Below are 14942 nucleotides of genomic sequence, written 5' to 3'. Positions count from 1 at the left end.
CAACAAAATAGTTCTTGATTTTATCTCTTTTAACATAAAATAAATAGAGAGAAACTTGAAAAAAAATAGGGACTGCTATTAAATTAATACTGGTATAATAAAACAGAAAAATTCTGGAAATGGTTTCATTAACTGCAAATACTCTCAAGCCATCACTATGATTGATAATAACCATTAAGCAACCCATAGCTCGTAAATAATCAAAACCAATAATATTTTTTTGTGTGGATAAATTCATTATTTAAGATGAGCAAAAAACATTCAAAAATAGTCCCATGCAGAAAGAGAAAATAATAAATATCTAACGCATGGGAAGACAAAAAGAGTTAGATTTTTTGCATTTCTTCCACAGATTTTGGTACTCCAGCAGTTAACACTTCACAACCATCTTCTGTGACTAAAATATCATCCTCAATACGAATACCAATTCCTCGCCATCTTTCGGGAATTTCCGGTTGTTCTTCCGCAGGTTTAATATGAGGAGAAATATAAATTCCGGGTTCAACGGTGAGAATATGACCCGGTTGAAGAATAACTGATTTTTCTTCCCCATACTGATAAACTCCTGCATCATGAACGTCTAACCCTAACCAATGTCCTGTGCGGTGCATATAAAAAGGTTTGTATTTTTCCTCTTCAATAATCTGTTCAAAATCTCCTTTCAATAATCCTAAATCTAGCAATCCTCCCACTAAAACACAAACTGCTGTATCGTGAATGGTTTTATAATCATTCCCCGGTTTAATCTGCGAAATTGCTTGGAGTTGTGCCTCTAAAACCAATTCGTAAATACTTTGTTGTTCCTTGCTAAAAGATGCGCCTACAGAAAATGTACGAGTAATATCGCTATTATAATAATGATAAGAAGAACCCGCATCAATTAAAAGTAAATCTCCTTTTTGCACTTGACGTTTGTTTTCAATGTAATGCAAAATACAGGAATTTTCCCCAGAAGCAACGATAGAAGGATAAGCGGGAGTCATGCCATAAGACCCAAAAGTATGTTCAATTTCCGCTTGAATTTGATATTCATAAACTCCCGGTTTAGCAAATTCTAGGGCGCGATTGTGAGCTTCTACAGCGACTTTTACGGCTTTACGAACAAGTTCGATTTCCCTCGCACTTTTAATTTGACGTAAGGGATGAAGGGTAGGGTTACTATCTTCGATCGCAATGGGACCTTTCCCCCGCTTAGGATATTGTCGGATAAAACTTTGCCAATGCCGAATGACAGTTTGATTGAATGTGTCATCTCTCCCCAAATGATAATAAATGCGATCGGCATTTTTCAAATATTGGGGGAGTTTTTCATTGAGTTCATTGATAGGATAAACTTCATCGGCACCGTACTGTTTTTTTGCTTCCTCGACTCCAATACGATATCCCGTCCATGTTTCTTTTTCCATGTCTTTTGGCTGGACAAAAAGTACGAACTGATGTTCTTCGTGGTGAGGAGCAAAGACGGCCACGGCCTCGGGTTCGTCAAATCCTGTTAAATAGAAAAAATCGCTCTCTTGGCGAAAAGGATATTCAACATCGTGGTGCATGACGGATAAAGGCGCACTGCCAAAAATAGCCGTACCATGACCGATTTTTTTCATTAGGCGATCGCGTCTCTGGCGATATTCTGCTGCATCTATGCTCATATTGTTGGGATATACGACATCAATTTCATGGGATATCTTCTCATTTTATGGCTTCCTTGCGATCGCGCCCAAGTTCCACCACGATCGCCGATTCTATCTTAGAATAGTAAAGAATTGTAAATATTTCTAGACAAAAGGACAACTGGTTATGACAACCTCCGAAGCCACTAAAACCCCCGCAACCGAAGTTCCCGAACCCACTGTCACCCCCGACCTAATTGAACCTAAATTCGGGTTTAACGACTATGCAGAGCGCTTAAATGGTCGTGCAGCCATGATTGGTTTTTTCCTGACTGTCCTGATTGAAGTGCTGACTGGTCAAGGTGTACTGGCTTGGTTGGGCTTGCAGTAGGCTTTAAGGATAGAGTACAGGAGTGGGAGCGTCTCGCTCCCTAGCTGTGTAAGTCCTGCGTATTTCCCTGCGCGATCGCCTTCTCCTCAATTGCTCAATACATCTCCCTACCATAAAGAATCGCCATAAAGATTAATTTGCAACTCTTTTTCTCCAATTGGAACCGCGCTGATACAAGCGCATATTGCCGTACCATCTGCTAATTCAACTTCACAAGCGTGACAGGAACCCATCAAACATCCTGTAGGAATGGTAATTCCTGCTCGAGCCGCTACTTCGAGCAGAGGTTCTCCCGCTTCAGCTTCTACTGTGACATTATCAGGTAAGAATTGCACTTGTACGCTCATAGTTTCTTTAATTCCGGAAATCTAATTTTAATTTAACATTTCTTTTGAATCTCTTTGGCTTCTAGACTTCTCTCTCGAGAAAGAAATTAAGCGGGAAAACCGCCCAAATATTCTAGTTTTCTGCACTTCATTCATTAAACAAGAGTATTCTCTCTCATCCTTCGTGAGAAATTTTTAAATTCATCCCGATAGCATCAAGAAAATCCGTATCAGGTAATAGCACCTAATACGGATGTCAATTATGTTCAACAACACTACTTTACTGCTCTTCTTGAGCTTTGTCGCTATTTTTCCTTGGCAAAATGCTAATGCGATTGAAATTGAGGCGATCGCTAATCCTAAAAACACCGTTGAATTTCCTACCCTTAACGATCTTTCCTTCCCAGATCGTTTGGCGGGTACCGAGAATCAATGCGATCCAGAAAATCGTGGCAGTGGACGCATCTGCGCTAAAAGCGAAATTCAACAACTTAACAAGGAGCGAGGAAGTGGACGAATTGAAACTGATGAAACAATTTCCAAAAAAGATGTGCATCGTTAATCTTCGTCTATAACTCCAATCATCGGGGACACGCGTTAGTGTCCCTTTTTTAATGAATTGAACTTATTTTTGGCGAAATACTTTTTGGCGAACGCGAGAACTTAGCATTTCTAATTCGGTAAGTTTAAGCAACATTGCCAGAGAGAAAAATACAACCAAAGCAATCAGAGTACAAAAACTAAGTTGACCTAAAAGCAAGAAAAAATTATCGACACCCAGCCATTTTGTCCAAAGATGACTGATCCCTAAACTTGCTAATCCTGAAACCGCGCTACAGCCAATTAATCCTAATAAAATTCCCCCCCATTCCCATAAGGGTAATCCTCGCAATCGATGATCTAAAATTCCCAGAAAAATAACCATAGAAACTGCATTAACGCCAATGGTTGCCATGACTAATCCAGGCGTTTTAAAAGCATTGACTAGCAAATAGTCTAAAATAACATTGATAAAAATATTGATAATGCTAATCCGAAACGGTGTTTCTCCATCTCCTAAAGCATAAAAAACGCGAACGAGAACATCTCTGGCTAAATAGAAGAACATCCCAAAACCATAAGCCATGAGAACAGGAGCAACTAATCTCGACGCATTCTCATCAAAAGCAAGGCGCTTATAAATAACATCGACAATTGTTCCCGAAATAGACATAAAAATTGCGGTTAAAGGCAACATGGTTAAGGCAGATAAAATCAATCCTTGACGAATGCGCGTTTTTAATTCCGGCCAATTTTCAGGGGCAGAGAGTCGAGAGAATACGGGTAAAAAGGGAACGAGAATCATATTTGAAATAATTCCCAAAGGAGTGAGAACAATAAAATTTCCATAGCGCATGGCCGCCGCAGCCCCTTCAATACTGGATGCAAAAAATAAGTCAGTATAAACATTAATATGCAGCATTCCTGAAGAAAATGTTGCGGGTGCCATTACTTTTAGGACATCTCTCACGCCGGAATTCTGCCAGTCAAACCGCAAACGAAATGTTCCCATTCCCGATCGCATTTGAGCAAAAAGTTGTGCTAACCATTGCAAAATTCCTCCGACTAATGTTCCTCCCGCTAAAACAATACCGCCAATTTGAACATATTCTGGGGCGCTAATTTGCTGGCCAACTCTCCAAACTAATAAACCAATACCGATCAAAACAGCAACACTAGAAAAGAGGGGACTAATACCAGGCAACCAGTATTGATCGGCAGCATTTAAGGTACCAAAACCAATGCCAATTAGCCCGGCTAAAATGGCTAAAGGTGCCATAATTTGTAATTGGAGAATGGCGAGATCTCGCGTGGTTTCATTCAGACCGGGTGCAAGAAGATCGATGAAAATATGGGCGAAAACAATTAAAACGATCGCAACGAGAATTAATAAGAGACTAACGAGGGTACTCACGGTTTCCACAATAGGGGCGGCTTGGGATTTTTCTCGCTTGGCTAAAATACTGACTAAAGCACTGTGAAAGGGTCCGTTAATGCCACCGAGGAGGATGAGGAGAAAACCGGGGATAACGTAGGCATAGGCGTAGGCATTGACTACGGGACCGACTCCAAACGCGGCGGCGATCGCTTGTTCCCGAAAGAGTCCAAAAATTTTACTAATTAAGGTCGCAAGGGCAATAATGCCTGCAATACCTGCCAGAGAACGCGATTTTTTCATATTTTAGATAACAGGAAACAGGCAATAAACCAATTACCTATTATCCATGACCTGTTACCGATTATTGATTATCCAATTCTACGATCGCAATATTCCATTGGCCGAGTTGACTGGTTTGGAAGGCGATGGAACTACCATCGCCGCTAATGGTAGGATTGCGGGAAGACCCTCGTACATTCGCCGTTAACAGTTGCGATCGCGATGTTTGGCGATCGTAGACATAGACATCGCTGCGCCCTCGTTCTGTGGAAATATAAGCAAGATACCGACCATCTGTACTGAGGGAGGGCTGATCTTGTACGGAGTTGCGACGGTTAAGGTTAGGAAGGGAAATGAGGGTGCGTTGTTGGAGATCGTAGAGATAAATATTGCGCTGTCCGTTGCGATCGGAGGTAAAGGCTAAATAACGTCCGTCACCACTATAAGCGGGGTTTTCTTCGGGAGAATTGCTATTGAGTCCCCCAGTGGGAATCTGGGGACGAATAAATAAGCCTCCACAACTTTGCAAGAGAAAAGCCAGAAAAATAATTTTAACAATCTGTTTTTTACTCATCATTAGTCCAAGTCAACGTACACAATATTTTCAATTCTTTAGTAGTCGCTAGTAAGTATTAATCTTGATTGTAAATCTTGAAAAATTGTTACAGATTGTGGCAATTTTACACAAATATGAGTATTCAGTTTAAGATAAACTTGACCTTTGCACGAAACTGAGCTATCCTAGTACGGGTAAGGGTTTGACTAAAAACTTAAGACTAAAAACTTAAACTTACTGACTCGATCATTAAAAAATTTAGGAAGAAGGTCATGCTAGTACGAAATCAGATTACATCAAATCAGCGAAAATCAAACTGGTGGAAAACTTTTTGCAAAAGATTCTCTCTGAAAAGAGATGAAAGTCCAAATATTCCGCAAAAAGATGAAAAATTGATTTTAAGTCTATCAGAGGAGGACAGCAAGATTATTTACAGAGCCATGATGAATCCACCAGAGCCATCCGATGAGCTTCTGTCATTATTTGAGTAGATGCTGAACAAATTCTCAACTTTATTAAATCATTAAAACTCTATTGGCTCACTCTAGTAGAGTTTTAAATTTGAACAAATTTTTCTGGTATATACTTTACTATTTACAATAAATAAAAGGACTTAACTTTTGTGGATTGGCAAATTAAACCATTAGATTCTGCGGGAGTAACTCGTAGTAGCTTGAAAAAGTATAAATTTGAATCCGGTCAATCAGACTTAGATCAATATTTAAAACAATTAAAAAATATTATCAAAACCGGGGATTTATTTCCTTAAAAAATAAACCCCTTGTTCTTTTTTTGCCACTACAAACCATCCGAAAAGCAATGCAACAAAATACATAGTAAGATAAATCGCAATTGACATTCCCTAATCATCATAAATCTTGAAAAATTGTTACAGATTGTGGCAATTTTACACAAATACGAGTATCAAGTTAATTATGTTTAATTTTTTACTTGATTTATGCTGTCCCTTCTTAACCATCTTCGCTTGAAATGGTTTCTCGCAACAAAAGCATTAAATTATAGTGCCGATTTTGTCGAAACTCTTTATAAAATCTATCTCAATCACGATAAGATCGTTCATTTTCGTAACGGCTATCCTGTCTATTCTCTGTCTACTCCTGCTTTATTTAGCAAACCTGCTGCTCATTTTGTTGCCCGTGCTTTATATCGTACCATCCAAAATAAAAACTTACCCAACTTAATGAGTTTTGCGGTAAATGATGTTTGTAACGCAACTTGCGAACATTGCAGCTTTTTCGACGGAGTAGAAGAAAAAGGGCGAGATATTTTAACTTTACCCCAAGCCAGAAAACTCATTCAAGATGCCCAAGAATTGGGCGTATCGATTATTAATTTTGTTGGAGGTGAACCTCTACAGCGAGAGGACTTAGGAGATATTTTAAATAGTGTTGATAAAGACCTCTCAACTACGGTTTTATTTACCAACGGTTGGCACTTACAAGATCGTGCTAAAGAGTTAAAGCGATCGCGCTTAGATAGTATCTATGTCAGTCTCGATGCCAGCGATCGCACAAAACACGATACTTTTCGCCAAAAACAAGGACTCTTCGATCGCGCCATTACAGGCATTGAAAAAGCAAAACGCCTCGGTTTTTCTGTGGGAATTTCCACCACAATGACTCCCGAATCTTATCAAGATGGAGAATTACAAAAGATCGTCCAACTTGGTAAAGAAATTGGCGTACATGAGGTGTTAGTATTCGATGCTTTACCGACAGGAAGATACCAAGATCGCACAGATTTAATCGATAATCCTGACTGGGTAGAAGAAATGATGCGATCGGCAAAAAGATACAATCAGAATAAAAATTATCCCGGTGTTATTTTCTTTGCTTATTTTACCAGTCATCGCAGCGTCGGTTGTTCTTGTGGAACCAGTTATTTTTACGTTTCCCCTTATGGAGATATCATGTCATGCGATTTCAATCACGCTAAATTTGGTAATGTTTTGGAAGAACCCCTTTGGAAAGTTTGGGAAAGACTAACCACACTGCCCGAATTTTGTCAAGCAAAATGGGGCGGATGTAAAGTTAAAGATGCCAATTTTTTACAAAAAGAAACAATCTCAATATTAACGAACAATGAAGAGAGAAAAGTTTCCGATCGCAAGATTCATAATGTATAATTCATCCCTAATAATTCACAAAAATGTTTTACCCACTTTTAGCACATTGTACTTTTGATAAATCGCCAACAATTCCCATCGTGATTTTTGAAATAATGGTGCTTATTGGTACAGGAATTGCTGTATTTTTCCTAGGAAGAATCAAAGATAAAATTTTACCACGATTTCTGATTATGGCGATCGGGGTGCTGATTTTTGAACTTTTTACTGCTCCCATGTGGCACAATTATCGATTGGGAGGATGGGCTTATTTGTATCTCGATGTCAGTTGGATTTTAACCGTCGGTTGGACAGCATTAATTTTAACGGTTACTCTCTTGGTCGATCGCATTTTAGCAGAGTGGAAAGCGTGGAAAAGATTTCTAATTTACCTTGGTATTCTCACCCTGGCTGTCACGATCTTGGAAGCGATCGTTGTTAACTTAGGCATTCGCAGCTATGCACCGGAAGTCCTAGCAGATATGGCAGGAATCTTTATTTTTGGCGTTCCTATTATTGAAGTATTTTACTATACTCCTGTCTTTACTGGGTTAGCGATCGGCTTTTATAAATATTGGGAATTTGCACTAGATGGGGAACCCTTAATTCCTAGCAAGCAATACAAATGGTTGCGAAGTTTATTCATTGCTTTTGTTGCCGTATTTCTCTTTGAAGTTATGATTCAACCGATGGTTAGTAATGAAAATTTACCCTCATGGTCGTATCTGTTTTTTGATATTAGCTTTATTCTGACCGGGTTGTGGGTCTTAATCATTGGTTTTGCTGCAATTGTCGGAGAATATTTTTTCTTGCATCTACCTCCCTTTTCTCGCTTTTTAATTACCTTGGGCATTACAGGGGCGATCGCGCTACCTTTAGAATCATGGTTAATTGTCAATGGCTATCGAGTCTATGGAGAGAGTGCAGTACATAGTTTTATTGGCGTACAAATGCCGATTACTGGAGTCCCCATTGAAATTGCCTTTGCTATTCCTTGTTACATGACTTTAATTATTACCTTTATTCGTTATTGGGAAACCATTTTGGATAATCGCTTATGAAATTCTTTGAAAAAGTGTGCTTCGGTTTTATCGTGACGTTTCTGTTATTGTGCGTCACGGGGGTTGATAATGCGATCTCCATTATCGGCTTGTCGATTATTTGTACTGCGGGTGTTAGCTTAGTAATGTGGGTTCCTCTCTGGTGGCTAGTGGGATGGATCGTCGTCGCTATCTATCAGGCGATCGCCAAACCCTCCCAAGGCGATCGCGATCGCCCAGTTAACCCGATAAAAGACGCAAATCAACAAGCACTGGTAAACTATATGAAACTAGCGAAAAGCAAAGGATTCAGCGATACTCAAATTAGCACTCGCTTGCGAGTTGAAGGATGGGGTAACGAAGAAATTACAGAAGCGCAACAATTATTGAGCAATAACGTCAGATAATGTTAAGAATCATGTTGAAAAGATGGTGGATTTATCAACAAGAACGTTTTCCACTTCTCCAGAATGGGATTCTGATTCTTGTTTTTAGTAGTGCGACGGTGTTTTATTCGGCTTTACTCCGCGATCGCAATCCCAATTCTACGGCGATCTTGGTTGCTTTTACTACCTTATTTTTATTCTTTTTACAACTGAGAATTATTGATGAATTTAAAGATTATGACGACGATCGCCGCTATCGTCCCTATCGTCCCGTACCTCGAGGTTTAATTGATTTAAAGGAATTAGGAACTCTTGGTATTTTTAGCGCAGGGATACAGTTATATCTAGCCTATTCTTTGTGTATAGATTTAGCTATTTTATTAGGCTTTGTTTGGATTTATATGCTCTTAATGAGTCAAGAATTCTTTATTAAACCATTACTTAAAACTCATCCTATTTTATATTTAGTTAGCCATAATTTAATTATACCTCTAATTTGTTTATATGGGACAGCTTGCGATTGGTTAGTATTAGGAGAATCTCTCCCTCTAGAAATATTTTGGTTTTTGGTTGCGAGTAGTAGTACGGGATTAGTAATCGAAATTGGGCGTAAAATTCGCGCCCCCCAAGATGAAGAAGTTGGCGTAGAAACTTATAGTGTTTTATGGGGACGAGATAATGCTGTTTTAGTTTGGTGTTCTGTTATTATTTTAAGTTCAATTACCTCTTATTTTGCTGCGGAACAAATTGGTTTTTCTCGTCCTTTTGGGTTTTTGGTTTTCGTTTTAGGGACAGGAGTGAGTTTAATTGCTTATGTTTTCTTCAACCGTCCCACTCGTAAAGGGGCGAAATTAATTGATACAATGTCTGCATTATGGACATTATCGATCTATCTTAGTTTGGGTATAGTTCCTTTTTTCGTTCCCTTTTTTCCTCCATTATGAGGTATATCGTTTCTTTACGGGATAAACCCCAAAAATCTATCATGGGAGGCAAAGGGAGTGCAATCGCGCAACTCCATCAAAAAGGCTTCCTCACTCCTCCTGGTTTCATTCTCACCCCCGAGGCATTTACAGAAAGTTTGTCATCTCAAAACTATCGTCTTTATCAGCAATTATTCCGAGATAAAACAGCAAAATTCAGCGATATTGAAGAACTATTAAACACTTTAAAACTCAGCGAACGAGTTCAACTAGAATTGTTACAAATTTTAGCCGATCTCTTTCCTTATGGAGGGCGATTTGCCGTTAGGTCTTCTGCAAGAGAAGAAGACGATTGGAGTCAGTCTTTTGCGGGACAACTAGAAACAGTGTTAGGTGTTCCTTTAGAAGATTTAGGCGAGAATATTATGCAAGTTTGGCGTTCTACCTTTAGCCAAAATGTTATTAATTACCGTCAAAAGCAAGGATTCTTTCCTATTGCTTTGCCCCCAGCCATTTTAATTCAACAAATGATTGATTCTGTTGTTTCTGGGGTTGCGTTTGGTGCAGATCCGATGACAGGAAGGCGTAATATTACAGTGATTAGTTCCGTGTATGGTTTGGGAAGTTCTTTAGTGTCGGGAGAGAGTAATGCAGATACTTTTTATTTAGATCGTCAAGGTCAAATTATCCAAAGACAAATTGCAAAAAAAGAAAAGCAGCATCAACTCAAAACCGAACTAAAATCTGGTATCTCGATCGCCGCAGTTCCAGCAGAATTGTCCCAAAAATCCAGTTTAAATGAGGAACAAATTCAAGAAATTGCTAAGTTAGTGCGTCGATGCAATCAAACCTTTGGCAGTCCTCAAGATATTGAATGGGCGATCGCCAATGATAGACTCTATATTCTCCAATCTCGTCCAATTACTGCTTTACCTCAAACCCCTCAACCGACGGGAACTTATAATCTTTGGGATAATAGTAATATTGCCGAAAGTTATCATGGAGTTACGACTCCTCTCACGTTTTCTTTTGCCCGTCGTGCCTATAAAGAAGTATATCGTCAATTTTGCCTTTTATTGGGCGTTCCAGCAAAAACAATTGCCCAAAAAGATCGCATTTTTAGTAATATGTTGGGCTTTATTCAGGGTAGAATATACTATAATTTATTAAACTGGTATCGCGTTCTTGCTTTGCTGCCTGGATTTCGCATCAATCGCCAATTTATGGAACAGATGATGGGGGTGAAAGAGTCTCTCCCCGAGGAGATTATTCAGGAATTACAACAAAGTAATTGGCGCGATCGCCTTCAAGATAGCTGGCGAATTTTACTAACCGCGATCGGCTTATTAAAAAACTATTTTCTCCTCCCCTACAAAGTTCGTAAATTTTACAAACGATTAGAGAGAAATTTAGAAGGAAAAGGCAAGAGGGAACAGGGAACAGGCAAGCAATTACCAAATAGTGCTGATGAATTGGTTGCCTATTATCGGACAATTGAACAAGAATTATTAACCCATTGGGATGCCCCTTTAATTAATGATTTTTTTGCTATGATCTTTTATGGGGTGTTGCGTCGCTTAACGGCAAAATGGTGCGGGGATGAAGAAGGAACGATGCAAAACGATTTATTAGCAGGACAAGGAAATATTATTAGTACCGAACCTGCTAGGAGAATGCAGAAAATGGCGGCGATCGCATCCCAAAATGACGCATTTATCCAAGTTCTCTGTCAAGGGCGCTTAGAGTCGATTTTAGCCGCAATAGAGACAATTCCTGAGTTTAAATCGCGATATCAAAATTACTTAACACGGTTTAGCGATCGCTGTTTAGAAGAACTTAAGTTAGAAAGTCCTACTCTTGCGGATAATCCCTTACCCTTATTGCGGGCGATCGGTATTCTCGCCAAATCTGCCCCTACTTCTCCTCCTCAACCCGACACCCCAAACCCTAATATTTTAAAGGTTCGCCGGGCTTTGCGATCGCATCCCTTAAGACGATTAATCTTTCATTGGGTCTTGCAAAATGCACGGAAACGAGTACGCGATCGCGAAAATCTCCGTTTTGAAAGAACGCGGGTATTTGGTCGCGCGAGACAAGTCTTTTTAGCATTGGGAAAACACTTTTTTATCGCCGATTTTATCGAGAAAACCGAGGATATTTTTTATCTTGAAGTTGAGGAAATTATGAGAATGATTGAAGGTACCGCAACTTGTACAAATTTAAAAGGATTGGTTGCCCTTCGCAAGGCTGAAATTGAAGGCTATCGAGAAGGAAAAATCCCCAGCGATCGCTTTGAGACTTATGGCATTCCCTACCTCAAAGGACAGCCCTTAGAACGGCTTTTTACTGCTGCTTCTTCAGCAGATTTTCAACAAGGAATCGGCTGTTCTCCTGGGATCGTTCGCGGTTCAGTGCGAGTTATTCAAAACCCCCAAGAATTCTTAGATCGAGATCATTCTTCAACCTTACAACCCGGTACAATTTTAGTCGCAGAACGTACCGATCCCGGTTGGATTCTCCTCTTTCCAGCTGCTGCGGGATTATTAGTTGAACGAGGAAGCGTTTTATCTCATGGGGCGATTGTTTCTCGAGAGTTAGGGATTCCCGCGATCGTCTCTATTCCAGGCATTACACAATGGTTAAAAGATGGAGATTGGGTCGAATTTGATGGCAGTACGGGAAAAGTTTATAAAATCAAGAATTAATTGCGAAAAATGTTTAAATATAGATAATATATAAGGAATCAATAAATTTATGTCTATTAACCGCAAAAATTCCCTAAAAATATCTTATTTGCTCTTAGCTGCTTGCAGTTTAGCGATCGCCAACCAAAGCGCCAATGCCCAAATTCCCACATTAGAAGAAGAGTTTCCCATCTCCCCCGTCTTCCCTCCACCCCCCCAAACTCCTCCCACACCCCCCACACCCCCCAACCGCCCCTACACCCTAGGTTCCGGCGATCGCGTGCAAATGACAATTTTTGATGTGGATGAATATAACGGCGAATATCCGATTCTCATTGATGGGACGCTAAATTTGCCCGCGATCGGGACAGTTTCGGTACAAGATTTGACCTTAGAGGAAGCCGCGCAAAAAATCTCTCAACGCTATCGATCGATTTTAGTGCGTCCCATTGTCACCCTCGGTTTAACCACCCCTCGTCCCGTCAGATTGGCGATCGCGGGAGAGGTCAATCGTCCGGGTGCCTATACCGTGAACCCTGGAGGTGCAACGGGTTTTCCTAGCGTTACCGAGGCGATCGAGTTAGCGGAGGGAATTACCCTCTCCGCTAATGTGCGTCAAATCCAGATTCGCCGTACCTATCAAGGGATCGAGCAACTTTACGCGATCGATTTATGGGGCTTAATTCATCAAGGGGATCTGGCTCAAGATGTGGTCTTGCGGGATGGCGATCGCGTTTTTATTCCCACGGCTGAGGCGATCGATCGGGTGGAAAGTCGCACCATTTCTGACTCTACCTTATTCCCCACCACGACAACTCCGGTACAAGTTGCGGTGACGGGGGAAGTGCTGCGTCCTGGAACCCATACCGTGAGTGCAGAAGGCTCTAGCGCCCCTCCAACGGTAACGCAGGCGATCGGGATTGCGGAAGGGGTGACACCTCGTGCTGACGTGCGTAATGTGCAGTTACGGCGCATCAAACGGACGGGAGAGGAAGAGATCGTGCGAATTGATTTATGGGAGATTCTCCAAGGGGGAGATTTAGAGCAAGATGTTGCCTTACAACCCGGAGATAGTATTATTGTTCCTAAAGCCGAGGCGATCGATCTGGCTGAGATCGGTATTTTGGCTCCAGCTACCTTTTCTCCGCAAACCATTGAGGTCAATGTCGTCGGAGAAATTACCAGTCCCGGTACTCAAACATTACGACCGAATACACCTTTAAATCAAGCCATTTTAGCGGCGGGAGGGTTTAACAATCGCGCCCGTAAAAACAAGGTCGAATTAGTTCGTTTAAATCCCAATGGGACGGTATTACGAGAAACAATTGAAGTAGATTTATCCCAAGGAATCAATGATGAAAACAATCCTTTATTATTGAATGGGGATATCGTCGTCATTCAACCTTCAACCCTAACAGAGGTAACGGATGTTGCGGGAGCTATTTTAGCACCTCTTGGGAGCGTATTTTCCTTCTTTAATTTCTTGAATATTTTTGGTTTGTTTCGTCGGTAATTTCCTCACAATTAGCCTGATTGAATTGCGCGATCGCAGAAAGTCAAATAATTTAGCTTAATTTGATGAAAAATGCTAAAATGAAAAGACACGATCGCCGGAGAAGTCTAATGAGTATATTGATTCCCGATGAAGTTCTGAAAGCAAGTGGAATGTCAGAGAATGAACTGATGCTAGAGCTAATTATCCTACTTTTCCAGCAGAAAAAAATTAGTATCGGTAAAGCAGCCAACCTAGTCAAGATGAATCTATTGCAATTTCAACACGAACTTGCAATTAGAAAGATTTCTATTCACTACGAAATTACTGACTTAGAAACTGATATGAAAAATTTAAAAAAACTTGGACGACTATGATTGTAGTGAGTAACACTTCTCCAATTACAAATTTAGCTGCGATCGGGAAATTAGAGATTTTAGAGCAGCTTTATGGCACAATTATCATTCCTCAAGCAGTCTATCAAGAATTAACAGATGGAGGAGATTTAATTCCGGGTTCGCGTGAAGTCAAAACTGTAAAGTGGATTCAAATAGAGCATATTAGCAATCCAGAACAGGTTATTTTACTGCAAGAGAGATTGGATCGCGGTGAGTCTGAAGCGATCGCACTAGCAATTGAATTAACTGCCGATCTCTTGCTGCTTGATGAACAGCTAGGAAGACAAGTTGCATCTGAGTATAGTTTAGTATTTACGGGAATCTTAGGTGTTGCGATCGAAGCCAAACACAAGGGATTAATTTCTGCGGTGAAACCTCTTTTAGATGATTTGATTAATATTGCTGAATTTTGGATTAATTCTCAGTTGTATTCTCGTGTCCTGAATATTGTCGGAGAGTCCTGATAAATTTACAGGATTATCTGAACTCACGTTTTCCTAGATTTAGGAAATAGGTTGTGCGGGAGGAGTTGCGATCGGATGTAGTGCGCGATCGCGGTAGGATGACATTATTGAGAATCAGAATCAATTTTCTCCATGATAATATAAACTGGACGCTTTCGCACTTCATCAAAAATGCGCCATAAATACTCACCAATTACTCCTAAAAAAATGAGTTGAAAACCACCAATTAATAAGATAACAACCATCAAAGCTGACCATCCTTCTACAGAAATTTCTAGAGTTAAGCGTTTAAGCGCGATTAAAATTCCATACAGAAATCCTAAAAATGCTAATCCTATTCCTAACACAGTACA

General features: G+C 40.2%; 16 protein-coding genes and 2 pseudogenes. 12 read left to right on the top strand and 6 right to left on the bottom strand.

Going from position 1 to position 14942, the window contains the following annotated elements:
* Nucleotides 1-238, bottom strand: a pseudogene (locus VB714_RS04880) (hypothetical protein); the annotation flags it as partial.
* Nucleotides 239-326: 88 nt separating this feature from the next.
* Nucleotides 327-1646: an aminopeptidase P N-terminal domain-containing protein gene (locus VB714_RS04875; RefSeq protein ID WP_323221739.1), complete on the bottom strand. Its 1320-nt coding sequence runs from the start codon at nt 1644-1646 to the stop codon at nt 327-329.
* A gap of 148 nt (nt 1647-1794) precedes the next feature.
* On the opposite strand from VB714_RS04875, the gene VB714_RS04870 reads away from it, so the two are divergent.
* Nucleotides 1795-1998 (top strand): hypothetical protein, encoded by a 204-nt coding sequence (locus VB714_RS04870; protein ID WP_204103842.1) that lies wholly within the window; start codon nt 1795-1797, stop codon nt 1996-1998.
* 107 nt (nt 1999-2105) lie between these two features.
* On the opposite strand, the gene VB714_RS04865 is transcribed toward VB714_RS04870, so the two are convergent.
* Entirely contained in the window at nt 2106-2345 is a 240-nt protein-coding gene (locus VB714_RS04865; RefSeq protein ID WP_323221737.1) for a 2Fe-2S iron-sulfur cluster-binding protein, read from the bottom strand.
* Between the two features lie 241 nt (nt 2346-2586).
* Between VB714_RS04865 and VB714_RS04860 the strand changes: the two genes are divergently transcribed.
* Nucleotides 2587-2886 carry a hypothetical protein gene (locus VB714_RS04860; protein ID WP_323221735.1) on the top strand — a complete coding sequence of 100 codons (300 nt, stop codon included), beginning with the start codon at nt 2587-2589 and terminating at the stop codon, nt 2884-2886.
* A gap of 63 nt (nt 2887-2949) precedes the next feature.
* Here the strand turns inward: VB714_RS04860 and murJ are convergent, their stop codons facing one another.
* Nucleotides 2950-4542, bottom strand: a complete 1593-nt coding sequence (murJ, locus tag VB714_RS04855; protein ID WP_323221733.1) for a murein biosynthesis integral membrane protein MurJ — start codon at nt 4540-4542, stop codon at nt 2950-2952.
* A gap of 61 nt (nt 4543-4603) precedes the next feature.
* Nucleotides 4604-5098, bottom strand: coding sequence for a biopolymer transporter (locus VB714_RS04850; RefSeq protein ID WP_323221731.1), 495 nt, complete (start codon nt 5096-5098; stop codon nt 4604-4606).
* A gap of 251 nt (nt 5099-5349) precedes the next feature.
* Here VB714_RS04850 and VB714_RS04845 point away from each other — a divergent pair, with 251 nt between their 5' ends.
* The 10 genes from VB714_RS04845 (at nt 5350) to VB714_RS04800 (ending at nt 14589) form a co-directional block, all read left to right on the top strand.
* The gene (locus tag VB714_RS04845; RefSeq protein ID WP_204103837.1) at nt 5350-5568 is read left to right on the top strand and encodes a hypothetical protein; all 219 of its coding nucleotides are present in this window, start codon (nt 5350-5352) and stop codon (nt 5566-5568) included.
* 131 nt (nt 5569-5699) lie between these two features.
* The gene (locus tag VB714_RS04840; RefSeq protein ID WP_323221729.1) at nt 5700-5846 is read left to right on the top strand and encodes a hypothetical protein; all 147 of its coding nucleotides are present in this window, start codon (nt 5700-5702) and stop codon (nt 5844-5846) included.
* A gap of 189 nt (nt 5847-6035) precedes the next feature.
* Nucleotides 6036-7223 carry a radical SAM protein gene (locus VB714_RS04835; RefSeq protein WP_323221728.1) on the top strand — a complete coding sequence of 396 codons (1188 nt, stop codon included), beginning with the start codon at nt 6036-6038 and terminating at the stop codon, nt 7221-7223.
* A 23-nt stretch (nt 7224-7246) separates the two neighbouring features.
* A complete protein-coding gene (locus VB714_RS04830; protein ID WP_323221726.1) occupies nt 7247-8263 on the top strand; it encodes a hypothetical protein in 1017 nt (338 codons plus the stop codon).
* Nucleotides 8260-8649 carry a hypothetical protein gene (locus VB714_RS04825; protein WP_323221723.1) on the top strand — a complete coding sequence of 130 codons (390 nt, stop codon included), beginning with the start codon at nt 8260-8262 and terminating at the stop codon, nt 8647-8649. Before VB714_RS04830 ends, VB714_RS04825 begins: the two co-directional genes overlap by 4 nt.
* Nucleotides 8650-8660: 11 nt before the next feature.
* Nucleotides 8661-9572, top strand: a complete 912-nt coding sequence (locus VB714_RS04820) for a UbiA family prenyltransferase (protein WP_323221721.1) — start codon at nt 8661-8663, stop codon at nt 9570-9572.
* Nucleotides 9569-12256: a PEP/pyruvate-binding domain-containing protein gene (locus VB714_RS04815; RefSeq protein WP_323221719.1), complete on the top strand. Its 2688-nt coding sequence runs from the start codon at nt 9569-9571 to the stop codon at nt 12254-12256. The genes VB714_RS04820 and VB714_RS04815 overlap by 4 nt, the downstream gene beginning before the upstream one ends.
* 49 nt (nt 12257-12305) lie before the next feature.
* Nucleotides 12306-13748: an SLBB domain-containing protein gene (locus VB714_RS04810; RefSeq protein WP_323221717.1), complete on the top strand. Its 1443-nt coding sequence runs from the start codon at nt 12306-12308 to the stop codon at nt 13746-13748.
* 110 nt (nt 13749-13858) lie between these two features.
* Nucleotides 13859-14104 (top strand): UPF0175 family protein, encoded by a 246-nt coding sequence (locus VB714_RS04805; protein ID WP_323221715.1) that lies wholly within the window; start codon nt 13859-13861, stop codon nt 14102-14104.
* A complete protein-coding gene (locus tag VB714_RS04800; RefSeq protein WP_323221713.1) occupies nt 14101-14589 on the top strand; it encodes a DUF3368 domain-containing protein in 489 nt (162 codons plus the stop codon). Before VB714_RS04805 ends, VB714_RS04800 begins: the two co-directional genes overlap by 4 nt.
* A 104-nt stretch (nt 14590-14693) precedes the next feature.
* On the opposite strand, the pseudogene VB714_RS04795 reads toward VB714_RS04800, so the two are convergent.
* Nucleotides 14694-14942 (bottom strand): annotated as a pseudogene (locus tag VB714_RS04795) (glycosyltransferase); the annotation flags it as partial.

This window comes from Spirulina sp. 06S082, from assembly GCF_034932145.1.
Lineage (GTDB): Bacteria > Cyanobacteriota > Cyanobacteriia > Cyanobacteriales > Spirulinaceae > CCY15215.
Note: the sequence above shows the minus strand (reverse complement) of the source record. Positions and strands in the feature narration are given on the sequence as shown.

What these genes read in the sequence shown, in the direction of transcription:
- VB714_RS04875 (WP_323221739.1), bottom strand. Translation starts at nt 1,646, where the DNA reads ATGAGCATAGATGCAGCAGAATATCGCCAGAGACGCGATCGCCTAATG.
- VB714_RS04870 (WP_204103842.1), top strand. Translation starts at nt 1,795, where the DNA reads ATGACAACCTCCGAAGCCACTAAAACCCCCGCAACCGAAGTTCCCGAA.
- VB714_RS04865 (WP_323221737.1), bottom strand. Translation starts at nt 2,345, where the DNA reads ATGAGCGTACAAGTGCAATTCTTACCTGATAATGTCACAGTAGAAGCT.
- VB714_RS04860 (WP_323221735.1), top strand. Translation starts at nt 2,587, where the DNA reads ATGTTCAACAACACTACTTTACTGCTCTTCTTGAGCTTTGTCGCTATT.
- murJ (WP_323221733.1), bottom strand. Translation starts at nt 4,542, where the DNA reads ATGAAAAAATCGCGTTCTCTGGCAGGTATTGCAGGCATTATTGCCCTT.
- VB714_RS04850 (WP_323221731.1), bottom strand. Translation starts at nt 5,098, where the DNA reads ATGATGAGTAAAAAACAGATTGTTAAAATTATTTTTCTGGCTTTTCTC.
- VB714_RS04845 (WP_204103837.1), top strand. Translation starts at nt 5,350, where the DNA reads ATGCTAGTACGAAATCAGATTACATCAAATCAGCGAAAATCAAACTGG.
- VB714_RS04835 (WP_323221728.1), top strand. Translation starts at nt 6,036, where the DNA reads ATGCTGTCCCTTCTTAACCATCTTCGCTTGAAATGGTTTCTCGCAACA.
- VB714_RS04830 (WP_323221726.1), top strand. Translation starts at nt 7,247, where the DNA reads ATGTTTTACCCACTTTTAGCACATTGTACTTTTGATAAATCGCCAACA.
- VB714_RS04825 (WP_323221723.1), top strand. Translation starts at nt 8,260, where the DNA reads ATGAAATTCTTTGAAAAAGTGTGCTTCGGTTTTATCGTGACGTTTCTG.
- VB714_RS04820 (WP_323221721.1), top strand. Translation starts at nt 8,661, where the DNA reads ATGTTGAAAAGATGGTGGATTTATCAACAAGAACGTTTTCCACTTCTC.
- VB714_RS04815 (WP_323221719.1), top strand. Translation starts at nt 9,569, where the DNA reads ATGAGGTATATCGTTTCTTTACGGGATAAACCCCAAAAATCTATCATG.
- VB714_RS04810 (WP_323221717.1), top strand. Translation starts at nt 12,306, where the DNA reads ATGTCTATTAACCGCAAAAATTCCCTAAAAATATCTTATTTGCTCTTA.
- VB714_RS04805 (WP_323221715.1), top strand. Translation starts at nt 13,859, where the DNA reads ATGAGTATATTGATTCCCGATGAAGTTCTGAAAGCAAGTGGAATGTCA.
- VB714_RS04800 (WP_323221713.1), top strand. Translation starts at nt 14,101, where the DNA reads ATGATTGTAGTGAGTAACACTTCTCCAATTACAAATTTAGCTGCGATC.